The sequence below is a fragment of the Bacillus sp. MHSD_36 genome, from assembly GCF_030757775.1.
Classification (GTDB): domain Bacteria; phylum Bacillota; class Bacilli; order Bacillales; family Bacillaceae_G; genus Bacillus_A.
On the sequence record NZ_JAVBIS010000009.1, the window covers coordinates 26,959 to 52,280 of the forward strand.

General features: G+C 34.7%; 17 protein-coding genes. 13 read left to right on the forward strand and 4 right to left on the reverse strand.

Features of this window, described 5'->3' with window-relative positions; translation table 11 throughout:
* Positions 1-76: 76 nt before the first annotated feature.
* From Q9B79_RS23725 to Q9B79_RS23775, 11 genes are all read left to right on the forward strand, one after another.
* Entirely contained in the window at positions 77-871 is a 795-nt protein-coding gene (locus Q9B79_RS23725; protein ID WP_001221095.1) for a TIGR00282 family metallophosphoesterase, read from the forward strand.
* Positions 872-1,019: 148 nt separating this feature from the next.
* Complete coding sequence (spoVS, locus tag Q9B79_RS23730; protein ID WP_000404341.1) at positions 1,020-1,280, forward strand: stage V sporulation protein SpoVS; 261 nt, start codon at positions 1,020-1,022, stop codon at positions 1,278-1,280.
* A gap of 58 nt (positions 1,281-1,338) precedes the next feature.
* Positions 1,339-2,262 (forward strand): dipeptidase, encoded by a 924-nt coding sequence (locus tag Q9B79_RS23735; protein ID WP_306188190.1) that lies wholly within the window; start codon positions 1,339-1,341, stop codon positions 2,260-2,262.
* Between the two features lie 227 nt (positions 2,263-2,489).
* Entirely contained in the window at positions 2,490-4,247 is a 1,758-nt protein-coding gene (locus Q9B79_RS23740) for a 2-oxoacid:acceptor oxidoreductase subunit alpha (RefSeq protein ID WP_306188191.1), read from the forward strand.
* The gene (locus Q9B79_RS23745) at positions 4,234-5,100 is read left to right on the forward strand and encodes a 2-oxoacid:ferredoxin oxidoreductase subunit beta (protein WP_306188192.1); all 867 of its coding nucleotides are present in this window, start codon (positions 4,234-4,236) and stop codon (positions 5,098-5,100) included. The genes Q9B79_RS23740 and Q9B79_RS23745 overlap by 14 nt, the downstream gene beginning before the upstream one ends.
* Before the next feature lie 425 nt (positions 5,101-5,525).
* Positions 5,526-7,055, forward strand: a complete 1,530-nt coding sequence (miaB, locus tag Q9B79_RS23750) for a tRNA (N6-isopentenyl adenosine(37)-C2)-methylthiotransferase MiaB (RefSeq protein ID WP_306188193.1) — start codon at positions 5,526-5,528, stop codon at positions 7,053-7,055.
* 3 nt (positions 7,056-7,058) lie between these two features.
* Complete coding sequence (locus Q9B79_RS23755; protein ID WP_060631942.1) at positions 7,059-7,490, forward strand: YlbF/YmcA family competence regulator; 432 nt, start codon at positions 7,059-7,061, stop codon at positions 7,488-7,490.
* Between the two features lie 125 nt (positions 7,491-7,615).
* Positions 7,616-8,158, forward strand: coding sequence for an outer spore coat protein CotE (gene cotE, locus Q9B79_RS23760; protein WP_098670298.1), 543 nt, complete (start codon positions 7,616-7,618; stop codon positions 8,156-8,158).
* A 181-nt stretch (positions 8,159-8,339) separates the two neighbouring features.
* Complete coding sequence (gene mutS, locus Q9B79_RS23765) at positions 8,340-11,012, forward strand: DNA mismatch repair protein MutS (protein WP_306188194.1); 2,673 nt, start codon at positions 8,340-8,342, stop codon at positions 11,010-11,012.
* A gap of 8 nt (positions 11,013-11,020) precedes the next feature.
* Complete coding sequence (gene mutL, locus Q9B79_RS23770; RefSeq protein ID WP_306188195.1) at positions 11,021-12,964, forward strand: DNA mismatch repair endonuclease MutL; 1,944 nt, start codon at positions 11,021-11,023, stop codon at positions 12,962-12,964.
* Between the two features lie 210 nt (positions 12,965-13,174).
* Positions 13,175-14,161 carry a choloylglycine hydrolase family protein gene (locus tag Q9B79_RS23775; protein ID WP_306188197.1) on the forward strand — a complete coding sequence of 329 codons (987 nt, stop codon included), beginning with the start codon at positions 13,175-13,177 and terminating at the stop codon, positions 14,159-14,161.
* 433 nt (positions 14,162-14,594) lie between these two features.
* On the opposite strand, the gene Q9B79_RS23780 is transcribed toward Q9B79_RS23775, so the two are convergent.
* The gene (locus Q9B79_RS23780) at positions 14,595-14,780 is read right to left on the reverse strand and encodes a hypothetical protein (RefSeq protein WP_000461128.1); all 186 of its coding nucleotides are present in this window, start codon (positions 14,778-14,780) and stop codon (positions 14,595-14,597) included.
* A 585-nt stretch (positions 14,781-15,365) separates the two neighbouring features.
* On the opposite strand from Q9B79_RS23780, the gene Q9B79_RS23785 reads away from it, so the two are divergent.
* Positions 15,366-18,149, forward strand: a complete 2,784-nt coding sequence (locus Q9B79_RS23785; RefSeq protein WP_306188199.1) for a dynamin family protein — start codon at positions 15,366-15,368, stop codon at positions 18,147-18,149.
* A 251-nt stretch (positions 18,150-18,400) separates the two neighbouring features.
* Here the strand turns inward: Q9B79_RS23785 and Q9B79_RS23790 are convergent, their stop codons facing one another.
* The 3 genes from Q9B79_RS23790 to Q9B79_RS23800 form a co-directional block, all read right to left on the reverse strand.
* Positions 18,401-20,320, reverse strand: coding sequence for an LTA synthase family protein (locus Q9B79_RS23790; RefSeq protein ID WP_306188201.1), 1,920 nt, complete (start codon positions 20,318-20,320; stop codon positions 18,401-18,403).
* 400 nt (positions 20,321-20,720) lie between these two features.
* Positions 20,721-22,058 carry an NAD(P)/FAD-dependent oxidoreductase gene (locus Q9B79_RS23795; protein ID WP_306188203.1) on the reverse strand — a complete coding sequence of 446 codons (1,338 nt, stop codon included), beginning with the start codon at positions 22,056-22,058 and terminating at the stop codon, positions 20,721-20,723.
* A 260-nt stretch (positions 22,059-22,318) separates the two neighbouring features.
* On the reverse strand, positions 22,319-23,116 hold the full coding sequence (locus tag Q9B79_RS23800; RefSeq protein ID WP_306188205.1) for a cell wall hydrolase: 798 nt from the start codon (positions 23,114-23,116) through the stop codon (positions 22,319-22,321).
* Positions 23,117-23,406: 290 nt separating this feature from the next.
* Between Q9B79_RS23800 and Q9B79_RS23805 the strand changes: the two genes are divergently transcribed.
* Entirely contained in the window at positions 23,407-25,248 is a 1,842-nt protein-coding gene (locus tag Q9B79_RS23805) for a S8 family peptidase (protein WP_306188207.1), read from the forward strand.
* Positions 25,249-25,322: the final 74 nt, after the last annotated feature.

The following is a 25,322-nucleotide window of genomic DNA, read 5'->3' on the forward strand; positions in this document are numbered from 1 at the left end:
TATAATAAACATATTATAAGGAATTTACTTAATGCTATAGCAATAAAAAATGCAGTACATAGAAAGGGTAAGACATATGAGAATATTATTTGTTGGGGATGTAGTAGGATCTCCTGGTAGAGGTATGATTCAACAATACGTACCGGCATTAAAGAAAAAATATACACCTACAGTAACAATCATTAATGGAGAAAACGCAGCAGGTGGACGTGGAATTACAGAAAAAATATATCGAAACTTTTTAGAGTGTGGGGCGCAAGCAGTTACACTTGGAAACCACGCTTGGGATAACCGTGAAGTATTTGAATTCATCGATGATGCAAAATATCTTGCAAGACCAGCTAACTTCCCAGAAGGAACTCCAGGAAAAGGGCTTATTTTTGTGAACTGTAATGGAACAGAAGTTGCAGTTATTAACTTACAAGGACGTACATTCCTTCCTCCAATTGATTGTCCATTCCGTAAAGTGGATGAATTAATTAACATTGCGAAAAAACGTACGAATATTATTTTTGTTGATTTCCATGCGGAAACTACAAGTGAAAAACAAGCGTTAGGTTGGTATGTAGATGGTCGTGCTACAGCGGTAGTAGGTACACATACGCATGTTCCTACAGCAGATAATCGCATTTTACCAAGCGGGACGGCATATATTACAGATGTTGGTATGACAGGACCGTACGATGGAATTTTAGGCATGGACCGAGAAGCAGTATTGAAGAAGTTTTTAACAAACTTACCAGTGCGATTTGAAGTAACAAATGGTAGAACACAATTAAGCGCAGTGCTAATTGATGTGGATCCTAATACAGGAAAAGCTAAGAAAATTGAGCGTATCTTAATTAATGATGACCAACCATTTTTTGAGTAATCTCTGTTAAAATTTAGATAAGTTATTATTTTTTAATTTTTTAGAAAAATTACAGGAATTTAGCAGGAATACGTGTCATTCCTCGTGAATATAAGTTAAAGTGAAATAATTGCTAATACTTTTTATAGAAACGAGGAGGAAACGCGGAATGGAAATATTAAAAGTTAAAGCAACGTCGGTCCCTAATTCTGTAGCTGGTGCACTTGCAGGTGTTATTCGCGAACGCGGAACAGCAGAAATTCAAGCCATTGGTGCAGGTGCATTGAACCAAGCGGTAAAGGCAGTAGCAATTGCAAGAGGATTTGTAGCGCCTAGTGGTTTGGACCTGATTTGTATCCCAGCGTTTACGGATATCATGATTGATGGGGAAGAACGTACAGCAATAAAATTAATTGTAGAACCTCGTTAAGTTTAAAAAACCTGTTTGCAGTATGCAAACAGGTTGTTTTTATAATGGAGGAATGAAAATGAAAATTTTTGATGCTCATTGTGATGTGCTTCTTCAGTTATGGAGTGCACAAGGGAAAAAGGATTTTAAACATGATTCGCAATTACATATTACATTTGAACAGTTAAAGAACAGAAAAGGAAGTATACAATGTTTTGCTATATATGTGCCAGAAACAGTGGCATATGAAAACCGATTTGAAGTAGCATTGCAAATGGTAGATATTTTTTATAATGAAATTTTATCCCTACCAGGTGTGAAGTTTATTCAGACAAAAGATGATATTAACATGTTAAAACAGGACGAGATTGGAGCGATATTAACACTAGAAGGATGCGAAGCAATTGGAAAAGATGCAATGAAATTACGATTGTTGTATCGCCTAGGAGTACGTTCTTTTGGACTAACATGGAATTATGCCAATCTATTAGCTGATGGTGCGCTAGAGACACGTGGGGCAGGTTTAACGACTTCTGGTAAACATGTTGTACAAGAACTGAATGCGTTACGTGTATGGACTGATGTGTCTCATTTGAATGAGAGAAGTTTTTGGGATGTTATAGAAATTGCAAAAAATCCTATTGCTTCCCACTCAAATTGTATGAAACTTTGTCAGCACCCACGTAATTTAAACGATGAACAACTTAAAGCTCTTATAAAGCGAAATGGCATGATCGGTGTCACTTTTGTACCGCAGTTTCTAACAAATGAAAAACAAGCGAATGTAGCAGATATAGTAAGACATATCGAATATATTTGTTCATTAGGTGGAGAGAACAATATAGGGTTTGGTTCGGATTTTGATGGGATAGTAGAAACAGTTGTAAATGTATCAGCGTATCGAGATTATGAAAATGTAATGAACGAGCTTTGTAAACACTATGCTGCATCTACTGTAGAGCGATTTCTATATGATAATTTTGTTGAACATATCGGATTTTAAGATTTTTGTTTTAAAAATCCAGAAAAATTAGAATGAATTCATTTGATATTATTGCTTTTTTTAAGACCTAATACTAGAATGAAAAACAAAATAGCTTTATACTAAAGATTCAGGGAAATCAGAAGAGGCATAATTTGCGTCCATTGTAGTTTATTTGCATAAAAAATGCTAAACTATTACTGTAAAAAAATACACTACAATGAATGCAGCCAAAAGGGGTGTAGGAGATGATTAGTCAACTTTCATGGAAAGTTGGAGGCCAACAAGGTGAAGGAATTGAAAGTACAGGAGAGATCTTCTGTATTGCATTAAACCGATTAGGTTATTATCTATACGGTTACCGCCACTTCTCATCACGTATTAAAGGCGGCCATACAAATAATAAAATTCGTGTAAGTACAACAGAAGTACGCGCGATCTCAGATGATTTAGATATTTTAATTGCTTTTGATCAAGAAACAATTGATTTTAACTTCCACGAACTACGTCCGGGCGGGATTGTAGTTGCAGATGCGAAATTTAATCCGACAATACCTGACAATACAGATGTAAATCTATATGTGATACCGTTTACAGATATTGCTTCAGAATTAGGCACATCGTTAATGAAAAACATGGTTGCTGTTGGAGCATCAAGTGCGGTATTAGGATTAGATGAAACAGCTTATTTAGATGTTGTTGAAGAGATCTTTGGTCGTAAAGGAGAGCAAGTTGTTCAAAAGAATATGGACGCAATTAAGCGCGGCTCTCAATATATGAAAGAGTTACTAGGTGAGAAAGTAAACATGATGCAGCTTGAAAAAGCTGATGGTCAGAAGCGCATGTTTATGATTGGGAACGATGCAATTGCATTTGGTGCAGTAGCTGGTGGCGCTCGCTTTATGTCTGCATATCCAATTACACCTGCATCTGAAATTATGGAATACTTAATTAAAAAATTGCCAAAAGTCGGCGGAACAGTAATCCAAACTGAGGATGAAATCGCAGCTTGTACAATGGCAATCGGTGCAAACTATGCTGGTGTTCGTACATTAACTGCATCTGCTGGTCCAGGTCTATCTTTAATGATGGAAGCGATCGGTTTAGCGGGTATTACAGAAACGCCGTTAGTTATTGTTGATACACAACGTGGTGGTCCAAGTACAGGGTTACCTACGAAACAAGAGCAGTCTGATTTAATGGCGATGATTTACGGTACGCACGGTGAAATTCCGAAAATCGTAATGGCGCCAAGTACAGTAGAAGAAGCTTTCTATGATATTGTAGAAGCGTTTAACTTATCTGAAGAATATCAAGTACCTGTTATTTTCTTAACAGATTTACAGCTTTCTTTAGGGAAACAAACGGTAGAACCACTTAAGTTAGATAAAGTGGAAATTCGTCGTGGTAAGCTTGATTTAGAAGTGGAATTACCAGAACGTGAAAATAAAGCATACTTTAAGCGTTATGAAGTAACAGAAGATGGCGTTTCACCACGTGTTTTACCTGGTATGAAAAATGGTGTTCACCATGTTACAGGTGTAGAACATGATGAAACTGGTAAACCATCTGAATCAGCAATAAACCGTAAAGATCAAATGGACAAACGTTTCCGTAAAATGGAGAACTTGAAGTTTAATACCCCTGTTTATAAAAATGTTAAGCATGAAGAAGCAGACGTATTGCTTGTTGGATTTAACTCAACACGTGGTGCGATCGAAGAAGCAATGGAGCGCTTAGAACAAGAGGGTATGAAAGTAAACCATGCTCATGTGCGTTTAATTCACCCGTTCCCAACAGCTGAAATCGATCCACTTGTGAAAAATGCGAAGCGTGTTGTAGTGGTAGAAAACAATGCAACAGGTCAACTTGCTAACATTATGAAAATGAATCTTGGTAACGGTGAGAAAATTTCTAGTCTTTTAAAATATGATGGGAACCCATTCTTGCCGAAAGAGATTTACAACGAATGCAAAAAAGGGGTTGTATTAAATGGCAACATTTAAGGACTTTCGTAACAGCGTAAAACCAAACTGGTGCCCAGGTTGCGGAGACTTCTCAGTGCAAGCTGCAATTCAACGTGCGGCAGCTAACGTTGGCCTAAATCCAGATGAACTTGCTGTTATTTCTGGTATCGGTTGTTCAGGTCGTATTTCAGGTTATATTAATTCATATGGTGTGCATAGCATTCATGGTCGTGCCCTGCCGATTGCACAAGGTGTGAAAATGGCAAACCGTGATTTAACAGTTATCGCATCAGGCGGTGACGGTGATGGATTTGCGATCGGTATGGGACATACAATCCATTCTATTCGTCGTAACATCGACATTACGTATATCGTAATGGATAACCAAATTTACGGATTAACAAAAGGGCAAACTTCACCACGTAGTGAAGCTGGATTTAAAACGAAAAGTACGCCACAAGGTTCAATTGAACCGTCACTAAATGTTATGGAAATGGCTTTAACAGCTGGTGCAACATTTGTGGCGCAAAGCTTTTCAAGTGATTTAAAAGAATTAACACAAATTATTGAAGCTGGTATTAACCATAAAGGATTTTCATTAATTAACGTATTTAGCCCATGTGTTACTTACAATAAAATAAATACTTACGATTGGTTTAAAGAGAATTTAACAAAACTAAGTACAGTAGAGGGGTATGATCCGTCTAATCGCATGATGGCTATGCAAACGTTAATGGAAAATAACGGATTAGTAACAGGTTTAATTTATCAAAATACAGCGCAACCTTCATACCAAGAACTTGTAAAAGGCTATAGTGAGAAGCCTTTAGTTCAATCAGATTTAAATATGGATCAGAAAATGTTTGATGAACTTGTTGCTGAATTTATGTAATGTAAGAAGAAAAGGTTGCCATGTGGCAACCTTTTTTATGAGTAAATATAAGGTAGTTATATTTACTTAGAAAATTCAGAATGGTAAAATAATATATAAATCGTTGTATGAAAATGGCAAGTTCATTGCTAATAAAATGTAAGATAAGACAGCGCCAATTTTTTGTTAAAATTGGCGAAACGCTTCATACTATGGTAATGTTTATAGGGATAAAGCAATATGCTTTTTAGTAGGACAAAAAGAAACACGAAAAGGGAATGTCTATTTGTGTGGGGAAGACTTCATTCTTATAGATGATTAGATTGGTTACTCAAGTTTCAAAGGACAAGTTATCTCTCAAGCTATCTAACCATTTTTGAGGTGGGTCTAAGCGCATTAAAATGGACTATAGAGTGTGTATAGTTAAGGGTGAAAGGAGATTACCGATGAACGAGCAACAACGATTAGCAAGTCAACAAGCAAATTCCTCTGCGAAAAAAGAAGAGAAAGATTATAGTAAATACTTTGAAAGTGTATACCAACCACCTTCCTTAAAAGACGCGAAAAAACGAGGGAAAGAAGAAGTTAAAATTGAACGGGATTTTGGCTTACCTGAAGAGTTTCGCAATTTTGGTACAGGAAGAAAGTTTTATATTCGTACATATGGTTGTCAAATGAATGAGCATGATACAGAAGTGATGGCTGGTATTTTCACTGCACTTGGATATGAACCAACTTTTTCAACTGAAGATGCAGATGTAGTATTATTGAATACGTGTGCTATTCGTGAAAATGCTGAAAATAAAGTGTTCGGTGAACTAGGTCATTTAAAGTCACTAAAACGAAGAAATCCGGACCTTTTAATTGGTGTATGTGGTTGTATGTCCCAAGAAGAATCTGTTGTAAATAAAATTATGCAAAAAAATCAGCATGTAGATATGGTGTTTGGAACACATAATATTCATAGATTACCGTACATTCTAAAAGATGCAATGTTCTCGAAGGAGACGGTAGTTGAAGTTTGGTCAAAAGAAGGAGACGTAATTGAAAACCTTCCGAAAGTACGCCGTGGCGATATTAAAGCTTGGGTAAATATTATGTATGGCTGTGATAAGTTCTGTACATATTGTATCGTACCGTATACACGCGGAAAAGAGCGAAGCAGACGTCCAGAAGATATTATCCAAGAGATTCGCCATTTAGCCGCGAATGGTTATAAAGAAATTACGTTACTTGGGCAGAACGTAAATGCATACGGTAAAGACTTTGAAGATATAGAATACGGTCTTGGCGATTTAATGGACGAACTCCGTAAAGTGGATATCGCCCGTATCCGTTTTACAACGAGCCACCCACGCGATTTCGATGATCACTTAATTGAAGTACTTGGAAAAGGTGGAAACTTAGTAGAACATATTCACTTACCGGTTCAATCTGGAAGCACAGAGATGTTAAAAATTATGGCGCGTAAATATTCGCGTGAGCATTATTTAGAGCTTGTAAGAAAAATTAAAGAAGCAATTCCAAATGCAGTATTAACAACTGATATTATCGTCGGTTTCCCAAATGAAACAGACGAGCAATTTGAAGAAACGATGTCGTTATATCGTGAAGTAGGATTTGATACTGCCTTTACCTTTATTTATTCTCCGCGTGAAGGTACACCAGCTGCAAAAATGAAAGACAATGTACCGATGGAAGTGAAGAAAGAACGTCTTCAACGCTTAAATGCATTAGTAAATAAATTGGCAATTGAAAAGAACGATCGTTACAAAGGTCAAATTGTAGAAGTGTTAGTTGATGGGGAAAGTAAAAATAACGCGGAAGTACTTGCAGGTTATACTCGTACGAATAAACTTGTAAACTTCGTTGCTCCAAAATCTTTAATTGGTCAGCTTGTGAAAGTAAAAGTAACGGACGCAAAAACTTGGTCTCTTAACGGAGAATTAGTTGAAGAGCCGATTGAGGTGGAATAATAGATGAAAGCATATACGAAAGATGAAATTGTTGAGCAAGCGAAAGAATTAGCAAAAATGATCTCTGAAACAGAAGAAGTTGATTTCTTTAAGAAAGCAGAGGCGCAAATTCATAAAAATGAAAATGTAAAGCGCGCAATTGATGAAATTAAAGCATTGCAAAAACAAGCAGTAAACTTGCAGCATTACGGGAAATGGGAAGCTTTGAAAAAAGTAGAAGCTGAAATTGATGCATTGCAAGATAAGTTAGATAGTATCCCAGTTGTACAAGAATTTAAATCTTCACAAACATATGTAAATGACTTACTACAGCTAGTTGCCAGTACGATTTCTAACAACGTAACAGATGAAATATTAATTTCAACTAATGGCGATGTATTGAAGGGTGAAACGGGCGCAGCGGTAGAAAGTAAAAAAGGAAATTGTGGTTGTTAAAGAGATGTCGAATTGACATCTCTTTTTTTAGTCGGTTAAACGTAAGTTCTTCTCAAAAAAAGAATGACACATTCCGCTATTGTCACGCATATGATTAAGTGAATAGTGATTGAGGAGGGTTACGAATGTCCGAATTTAGAGAGATTATTACAAAAGCAGTGGTTGGAAAAGGACGTAAGTATACAAAGTCAACGCATACATGTGAATCGAATAATGAGCCAACGAGTATTTTAGGGTGCTGGGTAATTAACCACTCGTACGAAGCAAGAAAGAGTGGAAAGCATGTGGAAATTGAAGGTTTCTATGATGTGAACACTTGGTATTCATTTGATGGTAATACAAAGACAGAAGTTGTAACAGAGCGTGTAAACTACACGGATGAAGTGAGCATTGGGTATCGTGATAAAAACTTTTCTGGTGATGATTTAGAAATTATTGCTCGCGTCATTCAGCCACCAAATTGTTTAGAAGCTCTTGTATCACCAAATGGTAATAAAATTGTTGTAACTGTAGAACGTGAATTTGTAACAGAAGTAGTTGGCGAAACGAAAATTTGTGTAAGTGTAAATCCTGAAGGTTGCGTAGAGTCAGACGATGCTTTCCAAATTGACGATGATGAGTTTGAAGAATTAGATCCGAACTTTATCGTTGATGCAGAAGAAGAGTAATAGAAAGCTAGGGAGAAGTTCTTCCTAGCTTTTTACTTTACATAAGTGGTACTTGAATGAACATGATTCCTAATAAAATGTGCTATAATGAAGAAAGACTCCTGAAATAGGAGATATGGATGTCCGTGAAGTGTGACATATATGAATATAGATTATTATGTAAGAATTATGGAGGATAAGTATGACGCAATATACGCCTATGATACAGCAATATTTAAAAGTTAAGGCAGACTACCAAGATGCCTTTTTATTTTTCCGCTTAGGTGATTTTTATGAAATGTTCTTTGAGGATGCGGTTAAAGCAGCCCACGAACTTGAAATTACATTAACGAGCCGAGACGGTGGTAGTAGTGAACGTATACCGATGTGCGGTGTACCGTATCATGCGGCTAAAAATTATATTGAACAACTTGTTGAAAAAGGATATAAAGTAGCGGTTTGTGAGCAAGTAGAAGACCCAAAAACGGCTAAAGGTGTAGTGCGCCGTGAAGTCGTACAATTAATTACGCCAGGAACGATGATGGAAGGGCGTACAATTGATGAGAAAGAAAATAACTTCTTAGCCGCGTTAACACATTTTGAAGATGGATCATATGCATTAGCTTGTAATGATTTAACGACTGGACAAAATACAGTAACGTTATTGACCGGTTCAGTAGAAGATATTTTATTAGAAGTGTATGCAACTGGTTCGAAAGAAATTGTTGTAGATTCTTCCTTTTCTAAAGATGAACTAAACAAGTTAACTGAAACGTTAAAAATGACGATTTCATATGAAGATGCAACGGCAATTCCTGAAGGGTTAGAACACCTTGTGAAAAATGTTTCACAAGCAAAGTTAATTAAAGCAGTTGGACGTTTATTTAACTATGTAATAAGAACGCAAAAACGTTCATTAGATCATTTGCAACCAGTGGAAATTTACTATACGAATCAATTTATGAAAATTGATGTGCATTCAAAGCGAAATTTAGAGCTGACAGAAACACTTCGAACGAAAGAAAAAACAGGGTCATTATTATGGCTATTAGATAAGACGAAAACCGCTATGGGTGGTCGTATGTTAAAACAGTGGATGGAGCGTCCGCTTATACAGAAAGAGCGAATTGAAGAGCGTTTGGAAATGGTTGAAACATTTGTTAATGATTACTTTCTACGCGAAGATTTAAAAGAAAAGTTAAAAGAAGTATATGATTTAGAACGTTTAGCAGGGAAAGTTGCATTTGGTAATGTCAATGCACGGGACTTATTACAGTTAAGACGCTCGTTACTTCAAGTGCCAGCTATTTTAGAAGCGATTAGTTTGTTAGATAACGCGTATGCAGCGAGATTAATTCAAGGCGCAGATCCATGTGAGAGCTTAACAGAATTACTAGGAAGAAGTATTCAAGAAAACCCACCGCTTTCTATTAAAGATGGAGATATTATTAAAGACGGTTATAATGACAAGCTTGATCAATATCGTTACGTTAGTAAAAACGGAAAAACGTGGATTGCTGAGCTTGAAAAACGAGAGCGTGATATTACAGGAATTAAATCGTTAAAAATCGGATACAACCGTATTTTCGGTTACTACATTGAAGTAACGAAAGCGAACCTCACAGCATTACCAGAAGGCCGCTATGAGCGTAAACAGACGCTTGCTAATGCGGAGCGTTTCATTACAGATGAACTAAAAGAAAAAGAAACATTAATCTTAGAAGCAGAAGAAAAAATTGTACAACTAGAATATGATTTATTTACAGCACTTCGTGAAGAAGTAAAAGTATTTATTCCGAAATTACAGCATTTAGCGAAAGTAATTAGTGAATTAGACGTACTGCAAAGTTTTGCGACAGTTAGTGAAGAAGAACAGTTTGTAAAACCTGTACTAACAACAAAGCGCGAAATCTTTATTAAAGATGGTCGTCATCCTGTCGTAGAAAAAGTATTGAACGGGAAATTGTATGTACCGAATGATTGTATTATGCCAGAGAATATGGATGTCTTTTTAATTACAGGACCGAACATGTCTGGTAAAAGTACGTATATGAGACAATTAGCACTTGTAACTGTTATGTCGCAAATTGGTTGTTTCGTACCAGCAACAGAAGCAGTATTACCTGTATTTGACCAAATCTTTACGAGAATTGGTGCAGCGGATGATTTAATTTCAGGTCAAAGTACATTTATGGTCGAAATGTTAGAAGCGAAAAATGCCATTGCAAACGCATCAGAAAGAAGTTTAATTTTATTCGATGAAATTGGACGCGGTACATCTACGTATGATGGTATGGCACTTGCACAAGCAATCATTGAGCATATTCACGACCAAATTGGTGCGAAAACGTTATTCTCTACGCATTATCATGAATTGACAGTGCTAGAAGAAAGTTTGGATCAACTGAAGAATGTACACGTTTCAGCTATTGAAGAGAACGGAAAAGTAGTATTCCTTCATAAAATTCAAGACGGGGCGGCAGATAAAAGTTACGGAATTCATGTTGCACAACTTGCGGAGCTTCCAGATAGCTTGATTGCTCGTGCGAAAGAAGTGTTGGCACAACTAGAAGGACAGGAAGAAATTATTATTCCAAAGCGTACAGAAGTGAAAGTACAAGAAGTTACTTCAGAGCCTGTAGTTGTAAAAGAAGAACCAGTAGAAATACAAGAGACGAAAGTAGAGATTGAAGAAGAATCACAACTATCATTCTTTGGTGGAGAACAGTCTTCGAAAAAACAAGACAAGCCAGTTTTAGATGCGAAAGAAACGGCAGTGCTGACGCAAATTAAAAAAATTGATTTACTTGATATGACACCTTTAGAGGCGATGAACGAACTGTATCGCTTGCAGAAAAAGTTAAAGAAAGGATGAGTAAGTAGATGGGGAAAATTCGCAAACTCGATGACCAACTCTCTAACTTAATTGCGGCAGGGGAAGTAGTAGAGCGCCCTGCCTCAGTCGTAAAAGAACTTGTGGAAAATTCTATCGATGCGAATAGTACATCTATTGAAATCCACTTAGAAGAAGCTGGTTTATCGAAAATTCGCATCATTGATAATGGGGATGGCATTGCAGAAGAAGATTGTATCGTCGCTTTTGAAAGACATGCGACGAGCAAAATTAAAGATGAAAACGATCTGTTTCGCATAAGAACACTCGGTTTCCGCGGTGAGGCATTGCCGAGTATTGCCTCAGTTAGTGAGTTAGAATTAATCACTAGCACAGGTGATGCACCTGGTACACACCTTATTATTAAAGGTGGAGACATTATAAAGCAGGAAAAAACAGCGAGCCGAAAAGGAACAGATATTACAGTACAAAACTTATTCTTTAATACACCAGCGCGTCTTAAATATATGAAAACTATTCATACAGAGCTTGGGAATATTACAGATATCGTGTATCGTATTGCAATGTCACATCCAGAAGTATCGTTAAAGCTGTTTCATAATGAAAAGAAATTGCTTCACACATCAGGAAATGGTGATGTAAGACAAGTACTTGCATCGATTTACAGCATTCAAGTTGCGAAAAAGCTAGTTCCAATTGAAGCGGAATCTTTAGATTTCACAATTAAAGGTTATGTAACATTACCAGAAGTAACGAGAGCATCTCGAAATTATATGTCAACGATCGTAAATGGTCGTTACGTTCGAAATTTCGTATTAATGAAAGCCATTCAGCAAGGATACCATACATTATTGCCAGTCGGACGATATCCAATCGGCTTCTTATCGATTGAAATGGATCCAATGCTTGTTGACGTTAACGTACATCCTGCGAAATTAGAAGTTCGTTTTAGTAAAGAACAAGAATTGCTAAAGCTTATCGAAGAAACATTGCAAGCAGCATTTAAAAAAATACAGCTTATCCCAGATGCAGGTGTAACAACGAAGAAAAAAGAAAAAGATGAAAGTGTGCAAGAACAGTTCCAGTTTGAGCATGCGAAGCCAAAAGAGCCATCTATGCCGGAAATCATTTTGCCGACAGGCATGGATGAAAAACGAGAAGAACCACTGGCTGTGAAACAGCCAGCACAACTGTGGCAACCGCCGAAGCAAGAATGGCAACCGCCACAGTCGATCGTAAGAGAAGAACAAAGTTGGCAACCATCTACTAAACCGATAATAGAAGAACCGATTCGAGAAGAGAAATCGTGGAACAGTAACGATGAAGACTTTGAATTAGAGGAATTGGAAGAAGAAGTTCAGGAAATAGAAGAGATCGAAATGAACGGTAATGACTTACCACCGCTTTATCCAATTGGACAAATGCATGGAACATATATTTTCGCTCAAAATGATAAAGGCTTATATATGATTGACCAACATGCCGCACAGGAACGTATTAACTATGAATATTTCCGTGATAAAGTAGGAAGAGTAGCGCAAGAAGTACAAGAACTACTTGTACCATACCGTATCGACTTATCTCTTACTGAATTTTTACGTGTCGAAGAGCAGCTAGAAGAACTAAAAAAAGTTGGACTATTTTTGGAGCAATTCGGCCATCAATCCTTTATCGTCCGCTCGCATCCAACATGGTTCCCGAAAGGTCAAGAAACAGAAATTATCGACGAAATGATGGAACAAGTCGTCAAACTAAAAAAAGTGGATATTAAAAAACTGCGTGAAGAAGCAGCCATTATGATGAGCTGTAAAGCGTCCATTAAAGCGAATCAATATTTAACGAACGATCAAATATTTGCTTTACTGGAAGAACTACGTACAACAACAAACCCATACACATGCCCGCACGGAAGACCGATTCTTGTACATCATTCTACTTATGAGCTGGAGAAGATGTTTAAGAGGGTTATGTAGGGATATTATAATTTAATAAAAAAGAAGCGATGAAATAAATCGCTTCTTTTTTGTTTGCATTTAGTCTAAAAGTTTTTTATTTTGTTAATAAATTCTTTATCTATACTAAGTGTAGAAAAATCATATGAATTCATAGAAAGAGGTTTTTAATTTACAGACTTATCAGAATTGTGTAAAGTGTAGATAAAACCATAAAACGGGGTGTTCTTTATGTGTACGAGTTTGACATTACAGACAAAAAACGGTCAGCATCTTTTTGCAAGAACGATGGACTTTACATTAGATTTGAATCAAGAAGTAATAATCATTCCTCGACATTACCAGTGGAATAATATAACTGGTGAAATCATTAATACGAAGCATGCTACGGTCGGAATGGGTATTAATCATCAAGGAAGGATCATTATGGCGGACGGAGTAAATGAAGCAGGTATGACATGTGCAACACTCTATTTTCCAAGATTCGCTACTTATAGTCAAAGTATAGATGACAACAAAACGAATTTGGCTCCATTTGATTTTGTGACCTGGAGTCTGACACAATTCAACTCTGTCAAAGAGTTAAAGAAATCTGTAGATAGCCTTACCTTTTTGGATATACCATTACCGGATTTAGGACTTACGCCACCACTACATTGGATTTTAGCGGATAAATGGGGAGATTGCATTGTACTAGAGCCGACAAATGAAGGATTAAAACTGTATGACAACCCACTAGGAGTGATGACGAATAGTCCGGAGTTTAATTGGCATTTACAAAATTTAAGACAATATATAGGCCTTAAATCGCAGCCATTCGCGCCGACAGAGTGGAGTAACTTACCATTAAGTGCTTTTGGTCAGGGCTCAGGCTCAATGGGACTTCCAGGAGATTTCACCCCGCCATCAAGATTTGTGCGGGCAGCATATGGCAAACAAAATATTCAAGGTATAGATAGCGAAGAAGAGGGAGTATCGGCCCTTTTTCATATTTTATCAAATTGCGAGGTTCCTAAAGGCGGAGTAATAACAGAAGAAGGTGCATTAGATAATACAATATATACAAGCGTAATGTGTATGGAGTCTGGAACATATTATTATCATACCTACGATTGTAGACAAATTATAGCCATTCATTTATTTCATGAAAATTTAGATACAGATGAAATTAAAGCCTATCCGTTCCAACGAAAACAAAAAATATTTTATGAAAACTAAGTAGCTTTGAAACAATGTTTGGTGAATTTTTGAATATATAATAGAGCAATAATGGCCTATAATAAGTAGCATTCGGAAGGTATATAATTGATAATCTAATAAGTAACCCGAATAAATATCCCTTAAGAAAAAATAGACATAAAATATTCAAGGTATTATATAAATACAATCCAATAACTTCTAGAAGGCCATTAAAGTGCTATTAGGTGAAATAAACATGGACGTAGGCCATTTATAAATAGTAAAGAACAAAAAAGGTATGGAAACTATCCATACCTTTTTTGTTCTTCCATTATCTATGTATAAAAAAGCGCTGTATATCAGCACTTTTTAAAAGTACATGAATTGTATAAGAAAGATTTATTTATTACCTATAACTATGCAAGGTCTAATATAGATTTTTATTTGATTAATTGCTTAAGAGCCTATCAGGTTATTTGTTTTTATTATTATTAATTTTTTCCGTATATAACACCTGTTCTTTATAGTGTTTTTTAATTGGAAAAGTATGTGTACCAGAGCCGTTTTTGAAATTTTTATTGATGGGGTTTTTTAGTGGGATTGTTGTAGTTTCAGTGAATTCATATGGGTAGTTTATTTTAGATTTATCTTCAAACATGAAAATGCCTCCTTTTAGGATTTCCTGGATTCTTTACTATAACATGATATGCATATAGATTTCTTTTGGACTAGTTATTTATAGAGGTTAATGGAATTTAATTGCGTACCTACTGAAATATTTCAAAGGAAAAGAATGTGAAAAATATATGATAATGAATTCTTTCATTTATCCCGCTTTAATGGGCAGCCCGCCCCCCATTAAAGTCCGATTGGTGAGGGATGATAATCAGTGGGTGATGAAGAACCCCCCACTGATTAAAGTTTCACTTTATTAGAGAAGGGATTTTTGCATATATATTCGCTATAAATTGTTTTTATAATATGATTTATATAGTTTTTTCTTGATAATATAATGCAGGAGATTATAGTGTTATTAGGTTATTAGGAACATTTAATGCTGTTTCATAACTGAAAGGAAATTGAAAAAAAACTGAAACTTTTCTCATAAAAATTCAATCTTACTTGAAAAATGAAAGGAAAATGAAATTTTCCAAAAGATATTCTTTGTTAAGATAAAAAGCATACATACAAAAAGGATTGACATATCTTAAAAATGTATTTTCAAGATATAGTGGGGGAAAAGATGAGAGTAGAAAAACAATTAATAAAAAAGATGTATTATGAAACATTCCTAATGGAGAATGAAACAAAACCACCGCTTGACGTACTTGGAGAAGTTTATGTAAACGAAGAAAGAAATGAGATTTCTGATGGATCTTATATTCGTTTTGCACAAGGTGAATTTTATTATCGCCATCAAGATTTTGAAGCAGCTATTTTTAAATGGGAGAAAGTTAATAATGAATTAACACCATGGGCACAAAAAAATATTGCGGATGCTTATTTTGAGCTTAATCAATTACCAGTTGCTGAAAATGTTTATACTTCCATTACTACTGATAATATAATATTGATGACAGAAATTAGACTACAATTACTTTCTCTTTACATAGAGCAAAATAATTTTGACTCCGCTTTCGCTGTTATTAAAGAAGCAGTTTCTTTAAATCCAGATTATCCAAATGTCACAAAAATTGCCCGTTCTTTTTATGAGGAGCAGCAAGATTTTGATAGTGCAGTAGAGCTTGCTGTGAATGAGTTAATCCGAACAGAATCTTATCCATGGTTTGAAGTTTTAAAAGGATATATCGATAAAAGATTTACTAAACATATTTCACCAGATTATTTCTATGAAGTATTAGTTACGCTAAATAATGTAGATCAAGTACAATTTACGCAACTGGTTTCATCACTTTGGAATAGTTATAAAAATGAACAAAATTATTTATTGTGGCTTAACACAATAAATGAATTTTTCTTACATATTGAAATAGAGTCGTCCGATATATGGGACAAAATTTCTTCTCTTTACGAAGAAACGTACTTTGAATTAATTCAAGGTCAATATATGCTTAAACAATTGCACGATATCATTCCAAACTTGTTAACAAATTGGCTAAAGGTAGTTAATCCGTCATATGCTGTATTTCCATCTGCCGCTGTATTGGCATGGGATGAGATCTTCCCATCCAAAATAGATTCAGTAAATATAAAACATGCGGAAAACCTGTTGTTATATTCTATTAATCATGTAAATGGTTTAGAGTATAGTTTGAATCTTTTTGAATCTATTACAGAGTGGGCGCAAAATCATAATATAGAAATGGGTCACCGATTTAGATGGTTAGTTGGTGAGCTCGCAGATTTAAGCAAAAATCGTATTTTAGTAACGGGAACCTCAGGGAACGGAAAAACTACATTTATTAACTCTATATTAGGAGAAAATATACTAGAAAAATCAATTTCAAATGTAGTAGTTTTAAAAAATGATACTCATACAGAAATTAACGCCATAACAGACTCTGCAATTACAACAACGGAAGATATCTTTGATTACCATAATATGATGTCTCAACAACATCAAACATATAGAGATAGAGCATGTGTTGAATTTAAATTACCATGTAGATTTTTAAGTGAAAATAAACTTACATTTGTAGTTACACCTGGCTTTAATAGGAATAACGACACTAGAGATGAGATATTCGAATATTTAAACTCTGTAGATGAATTACTATTCGTATTGAATGCGGATTCACCTTTTACTGACAAAGAACGTGACAGTCTATTAAGCATTCAAGAACATACACCAAATTTAAAAATTCATTTCTTATTAAATAAAATCGATAACATATATAGTGAAGCAGAAGTGAAAAGAGTATTATATGATACGCAAGCGAGAATAAATACATATTTCCCGCAAGCGAGAATTTTCCCTTACTCTTCGTTATATACAAGTAGTCAACAATTAAATGAGTTAACTGAGTTTATTCATTTTAATTGTAATCATAAAAATATTGATGTAGAACGTACTGAAAAGCTATTGTTTTTCATTCGAAAAACAATTACATATCTTTTAGATAAACGTGTTGAGAAGGAAAATAATCTAGTGGATACGATTAATTGGAATGAAGATATGCTAGTGAAACTAAATGGTAGCATTAATAATCTTACTGCTTTTGAGAAGGAAAAAATTCATTTCATTACACAGTCATATCGTACAATGAAAACGGAAATTACGAATGATCTTACTGAAAATATTCCGAAGATATTACAGAGTTGTTCTGATTTAATTAATGAAGAAAGTGATTTCGGGCACATTGATACGGAACTAAATAAAGCAATGAATGAGAGAGTGCATAAATATTTAGAACAAACGGTATTACCTAATCTAGCTCTTTCTATGCAAAATTGGATTGAAACTTCTAATAATGAGCTTCTTCAAAGTCAATCATATCTAGAAGAACTTAGTGAAGGACTTAATTCTTTATTTGGAGAAAATCGAATACAGTTAGCCTGTGATTTTAAAGTGCTCGATGACTGGCGCAGAGATACTGACAGAATGACGACTAGAATACAAATGGATGAAATAAATATTTTACGTCGATTTACACCAGCGCAATTTTTACTGAAAAGTGCCGGTAAATTATTTGGAGTTCTACCTAAAAACAAAGGTATGCTATATAACAAATACAAACAGTATGTAGAAAATGAAGATTATACTGAGGTAACGGCTTCTATTATGAGGAAGTTTTTCTTGCAATTTGAGCTATTTGAAAACACGCAAGAGAGGGATATTCATATATTCTTTAGGAATCCATTTAATTCTTTGAAACAAGCTGTAGAAAACGCTCATTTAGAAATACAAGAAAAACAAGAGATGTTACATAAAATGAAATCAAACCCTGAAGTCTACCATGATTCTATCATGCTCTTTGAATTGAGATTACGTCAATGTGAAGTAATTTTAAATATAGGTGATGATCATACCTATACAGATGCAACTTTAGAAACAAGCGTAGAATAAAAGTAAAATATACGAGTTTTTTATCCCGTTTTAATGGGCAGTAAGACCCCCACCTCAAAATTCAACGAAAGCAAAGAATTTAGGTGGGGGGCGGGCTGCCCATAAAAGTCCGATTGGTGAGGGCTGATAATCAGTGGGGGATGAAGAAAACCCCCACTGATTAAAGTTTCACTTTATATGACATTGCATCATATGTTATAAGCGAGTAAAAGGGAGCAACTGTAATAAGTTGCTCCCTTTTTATATTTACATTATTTTTCAGTCTCTTTAATTTTAGTTTGTACTTCACCAGTTTTTATTTTATTACTTTCTGAGAATCGTAATAAATCGCCTTCAATGATTTTATCAGACATTCGTAATTCATTTTGTGCACGGTTAATGAGTGCTTGTGCTTCTTTTTTTGGTAAATCTACAATTTCACCTGTTATACGGTCATAGAAAGTATTGTTTTTGTATGCATACTTATCTGTAATAAAGCTACCGTCACGTAAAACGACAAAACCGGTATATTCATCTGAAAACATATCATGACCAAAACGGATATCGTTCGTAGTATCAATTCCTAATAAATTTAGAATAGTAGGTTTCATATCGATTTGTCCCGTAGGTTTTGAAATCGTTTGACCTTCTGTTTGGCCAGGCATATGAATATATAAAGGGGTTCGTTGTAAATTTAAAGTATCAAATTCTGTTATTTCATCTTTTTCTAAAAACTGTGCCATTGCGCGATTATGTTTTTCAGAAATGCCATAATGATCACCATACAATACAATAATAGAATCATCATACATTCCCTCGGCTTTTAAACGCTCAATAAACTTTTTAATTGATTCGTCTAAGTAACGTGCCGTTACGATATAACGATCAAATACACCATTACCAGAGTTGTATGGTTCAATGAATTTTGTATCTTCATCATACGTAAATGGATAATGGTTCGTTAACGTAAGGAAACGAGCGTAAAATGGTTGATCAATAGTTTTTAATATATCTACTGATTGATCAAAGTATTCGATATCTTTTAATCCCCAATTTAAATTTGTTTCGGGCGTAATTTTGTAATCAAGTTCGTTATAGTAACGATTATAACCGAGAGCAGAGTACATAATGTTGCGATTCCAAAATGTTGCGTTATTCGCATGGAATACAGAAGTGAAATAACCTTGCTGACGTAAAATTTCTGGAGTCGCAGTATAATCATTGTTACCGTGTGTGAAAAATACAGCTCCTCGATTTAATGGATATAACGACGTATCGATTAGAAATTCAGAATCGGACGTTTTTCCTTGGCCAGTTTGGTGGAAAAAGTTATCGAAGTAATAGCTTTCATTTATGAATTCATTCAAGAATGGTGTAACTTCTTGCCCGTTAACTGATGCGCCTATTAAGAAGGTTTGTAGGGATTCAAGAGTAACGACAATTACGTTTTTCCCTTTCGCTGCACCAAACATATTAGGATTCGGCTCACTTTGGTTTGCCTTTACGTAGTTTTCAGTTTCTTGCAATTTACTACTATCAGCAAGTGCTTTTTGTGATCCTGCTTTTACTTGCAGTGTTAAATCATATACTTGATGAGTGTAAAGTCCTAAATTTTTAACAAGCATGACTCGGTCGAATGATCTCGTTAATAGTTCAGGTCGTTCTTTTTCTGCAAGGTGTAGATTCGCAAAAAATACACCAATTGTTAAGAGGAAATATAACAAGCGTGCCGGATGAGTTACACGTCCTGTTTGGAAGGCTAGTGCCTTCTTCTTTAACAAAATAAAGAAGAAAATAATGTCTACGAATGCGAGAATAATTTTGTAGTTTAATATTTCTATAATACTGCCGCCTAATTGGCCAAAGTTTGATGTTTGTCCAAGTACTGGTAACGTAACGAAATCGCTATAAAAATCATAGAACATGACATTCCCAACGAGTACGATTGTTAATAAGAAATTTATACATAGTGCGATATAATTTCTCTTTTTACCGGTTGCAAATAATGCTAATCCGACAAAAGCTAATGATGCAGCGAGTGGGCTAATAAATAAAATAAGCTCTTGTGTAGAAGACTCAATTTTTAAATCAAAACTGAATCTTGTAATAAGATATGTTTTTAACCATACTGCTAAAGCAATTATTAAAACAAAGCTTATATTTTGTATTTGTAAATTGATTTTATTTTTCATTTTTACACCTTCTTTATACATTTTATTTAACCTGTGTTATATATTATGTTTTTATAACTATCGGAGTGTAATGAACCATTTAGCTTATGTTTTCTAAAGCGTAAATCTATTTTTAGAAACAGAACAGAAAAAGTCATAGTTGTAGTAAAAAATACTTATAGACATCCTAACATATTAAATACTATGATGATGTTACAAAATATCGAACAAATGAAAGGGGAAATAAATAGAGGCTTTTAAAACTGTTGACATTCAATTTGTTGGAATTGAACGTCAACAGTTTTGAATACACAGCTAGATGAAATATGTATCTCGTAAAATCCCGATTCCTGGTAGGGGATCGTTAGTAAGTTATTACTATGGAAGCTAAAATATTTAATTGCAATCTTAATGAAAGAAATTAAATATGAGATAAATATTTTCCAACGTACAAGCCACTTGCAGCAGCTTGCGATAATGAATGAGTGACACCGGAACAATCTCCAACTAAAAATAGCCCATGCACACTTGTTTCAAAGTGGTTATTGATTTTTATCGTAGGAGCATAGAACTTTCCATCAATTCCATATAATAAAGTATCTTTATCGATCGGTTCTTGGATAAATTGTTCTAAGCGTAATAAAAACTCTTTAAGTCCTTCAATATATAATGGAGGAATTTCTGTATGCAAATTTCCATAATCTCCTTGTAGTGTAGGACGTATACGGTTATATTTCATGTTGTTCTCTGTTGTAGGTTGTTTATTTAGTAAGTCCTCTAAGCGCTGAATAACAATCCGATCTCGTCCTTGGTTAATGTTTTTAATAATTGAACTTGCGTATACATTTGCTTCTTTGAGAGTGGAAAAATAGCGCGGGATAAATAAAGTGAAATTTAAGTTAGGTGTGCCAGTTCCTTTCTCTCGAAAATTTTGACCGTCAGGCATAACTAAACCTTCTTCGTACTTTCTAATAATGCGTCCTTTCGGATTCATACAGTACGTAGTTGCTGTGAAGTGTTTATGCTCATAAGAAAGTTTAGTCTCAAATGTATCTTTTAATATAGAACGTAATTGGTGTTCGTTCATCTCTACTCGAATACCTAAATCTACTCGAGTTTGTTCCTGAGAAATATTGAGAGAAGTGCACATTTCTTTTAGCCAATCCGCTCCGGAACGTCCAGTTGCAAATACTAGTTGCTTAGATTGAACTGTTCCTTCATTTGTCTCTATTGTAAAATGATCTTTCTGTTTCATAATACGATGTACATCTATATGAAATTGTATATCCATTTTCGTAAGTAAAAATTCGTAGAGCTGCTGAAAAATGTCACTTGAAAGGGTAGTACCAAGGTGCCTTACTTCTGTTGTGAGCATTTGTAAACCACACGCTTTAGCTCTCTTATTGAGAGTTGGACTTTCTGTTGAGTATTTTGAAACAGAGCTTCCTCCGAACTGACATAGAATTTCATCTACTTCAGTCATGAGTTGTATAAAGCCCTCTTTACCGACTTTTTGCTCAAGTTCTCCGCCAAATCCGTTTGTATAATTAAATTTCCCTTCAGATTTTCCTAAACCGCCAAACCCAAAATATTTATCACATGTAGTACAAGTACACACTTTTCCTTCGTCTAAAGGACAATGACGATCTTCTAGCGCTTTACCTTTATCAAGAAGTAAAACCTTTTTGTTACTTTTAGCTAGTGAATAAGCCATAAAAATGCTACTTACTCCAGCGCCGATAATTGTAACATCATACATATTCTTTCACCTGCTAACGAATAGTTTGTTTTTATTTCTTTAGTGTATAACAATTTTATGAAGTTAAGAAATAGCTTTTATTAATAAAGAGGGAGTTTTTGAACTTGATGCTTCTTTAATTTTTCGGAGTGATGAAGTAAATACAAATGTCTTTATTTAAAAGAAGAAATAGTTTTCAAAGGTCACTATGTCATATGATAAATAAATTCTGACATATAAAAAAACAGACCTTTTAAGTGAGAAGGCCTGTTTTTTATATGTTATTTAGCGAAGACGTGGTTACCGATTACTGCTACTGTTTGACGTGTCGTAATCCATTTGTCTGTTGATGTTTTCGGATTATAGAAGTAAAGCCAGTTAGAATGTATTCCATTTGTGGAGATAGCCTCTTCTACTGCCATTTTTGCTTCTGGGCTTGCAGGATGATTAATTCTTCCATCTGTAACAGGAGTAAATGCATAGCCGTGTTTAATAGGTTCATAAATAACTCCTGTTATTGTATTTGGAAAACCTTTTGCGTTTACACGATTTAGTATAACCTTTGCTACAGCTACTTTACCTTTATAGGATTCGCCACCTGCTTCAGCGGTAACTAAGCGTGCCATTAAGTCTTTTTCTTTTTCTGAAATGCTTGAGTTAATTTTTAAATGTTGTCCTGTATAAAGTTTGTTTCCGATTGTATTGTTAATTTGTTTTATAGATTGAACGGTAACGTTGTAACGCTTTGCTATCGTTTCTAATGAATCTCCCTGTTGAACTTGATAAATAATTTGTCCAGAAATGTTCGCAGGTTTGGCGTTTTGACGAACGATGATTTCCTTTGAATTTGTGGACCCTGGAATATGTAACTGTTCACCAATAAAAGTTTGATCGTTTCCTTTATTGTTAGCCTGTTTAATGGATTGTACTGAAACCCCGTATTGTTTACTAATGTCCCAAAGTGTATCATTCTTTTTTACTGTATGAATGGTAGATGCTTCAGCTGTACTTTGATGACATAGGAATGTAATTGCTGCTGCAGATATAGGGATTATATGTTTTATTTTTGATAATTTCATTGTAAATCCTCCTAGGGAAAATAAGGTCAAACTGTTAAGTAATGTAGTTCAGAATGTCTATACATAATATTATAATGTAAGTATATTAGCACATTTGAAATAAATAATCATTATAAGTTTCTTATTTATGCAGTGTAGAGTCCGAATATGAAATATTGCATATGAAAATACATTGAAGTTCATATTGCTGATTACTATAATCTATTTAGTAGAAAGGGAATATGTTATATAAACAAAATCGTTATAGAATGATATAAGGATTTTATATTATTAATAAGAGGAGTGATGTAATGAGTATATTTAAAAGAATATCTGTTTCAGCTGTAATCATTTCAACATTTTTAGGAATAGGGGAAACTGTCAATATTGTAAATGCTGATTCTATAGAACAACAGAGTAAATTAGGGATAGAACAAGAAACAGATAAGCAAATCATTGTAAAATTCAGAGCGGATTTGAAATTGCCATATGAAGATGGTATTGAAAAACAAATACAATCTCAAATGAACGATAAAGTACTAGAAGATTTTTTTGCAGAATATCCAGACGTAACATTTAATCGTTTATTCACATCTGTAAGCCCGGAACAAATACAAAACCTTGAAGTGAAAGCACCTAATAAGGTATCTACAAGTTTATCAAACTACTATATTCTTCAAACTCAAAATGGTGAGCAGGAAGAGGAACTAGTAAATAAGTTAAAGACGTCTTCTTTAATAGAAGATGTGTATGTGAAGAAACAAGAAAAAATAACGCCACCGGAAGTACAACCATTAAGTGTATCTTTTAATCCTAATAACAATCCTAGATATAAAAAACAAGGTTACCTTGATGCGGCACCATACGGTATTAATGCGCCTTTTGCCTGGGGAGTCCAAGGTGGTAATGGAAGTGATATAACCTTTGTTGATATGGAATATGGATGGCTATTAAATCATGAGGATTTAGTACATCAAAATATTGAATTAATGTCTGGAAGAAATATAGATCAGCATGTTGGACATGGAACGTCTGTACTAGGGATTGTATCCTCTGAGGATAATGAGGTTGGGAATATTGGGATTGCGCCAAAAGCGAAAGCGAAAGTGATTTCTCAAATAAGAGATAACGGACAGTATAATACAGCTGATGCAATATTAAGTGCTGTAAATCAGTTAGAAGTTGGGGATGTTTTATTATTAGAGGCACAAGCTTCCTTTGATGGATATGGTGATAAATATTTACCTGTTGAAATACAACCAGATATCTTTGATGCGATTCGTGCTGGTACAGATAAAGGTGTTGTCATTATAGAGGCTGGAGCAAATGGGTGGAATGATTTAGATCAATTTAAAGATAGAAATGGTAAACAAGTCTTAAATCGAAATAGTAAAGATTTTAAAGATTCAGGTGCAATTATGGTAGGCGCGGGCTCTTCATCTTTCCCTCATGAGCGTATGTGGTTTTCAAATTATGGAAGTCGGATTGATGTGTACGGGTGGGGAGAAAATGTAGATACAACTACAGCTGAGCAAAGTCGAAGTGCTGTAAATCTTTATACTTCAAGCTTTAGTGGAACATCTAGTGCTTCACCCATTATCGCAGGAGCAGCGACTTTAGTACAAAGCATTGCTAAAGAAAATTTAGGACAACCATATAGACCAAGTGAATTAAGAACGATATTAAGTAACCGTAACACTGGAACGAAATCTAAAGATCCATCTTCAGATAAAATTGGTGTTTTACCAGATTTGAAGTCTATACTAGTAGATTTAGGATATGAACGAAGAGAACCGAACGGTGGGAATGAGTTACAAGTAACAGAAAATGAACCCAATAATGAACCTAGACAGGCAAATAAAGTCTCCTTTCATACACCAATGAAAGGAAAACTAGGTATTCGTGATAAGGTAGATGTATTTACTTTCCAAATTGACTCACCAGAAAATATTAATATTTCTCTACTAAATGAACAAAACATTGGAATGACATGGGTACTTCATCATGAATCCGACTTAAACAATTATGTAGCATATGGTGAAAATGAAGGGGGGGTAGTTAAAGGAACTTATAATGCAAAGCCAGGTAAATATTATTTATATGTCTATAAGTATGAGAATAAAGATGGTTCATATGTATTGAACATAAAATAAACGAAAGGAACTTCAGATGAAGTTCCTTTAAATGTTCTAATTTAGTATAGGGGAATGATTTTTTAACTTTACTT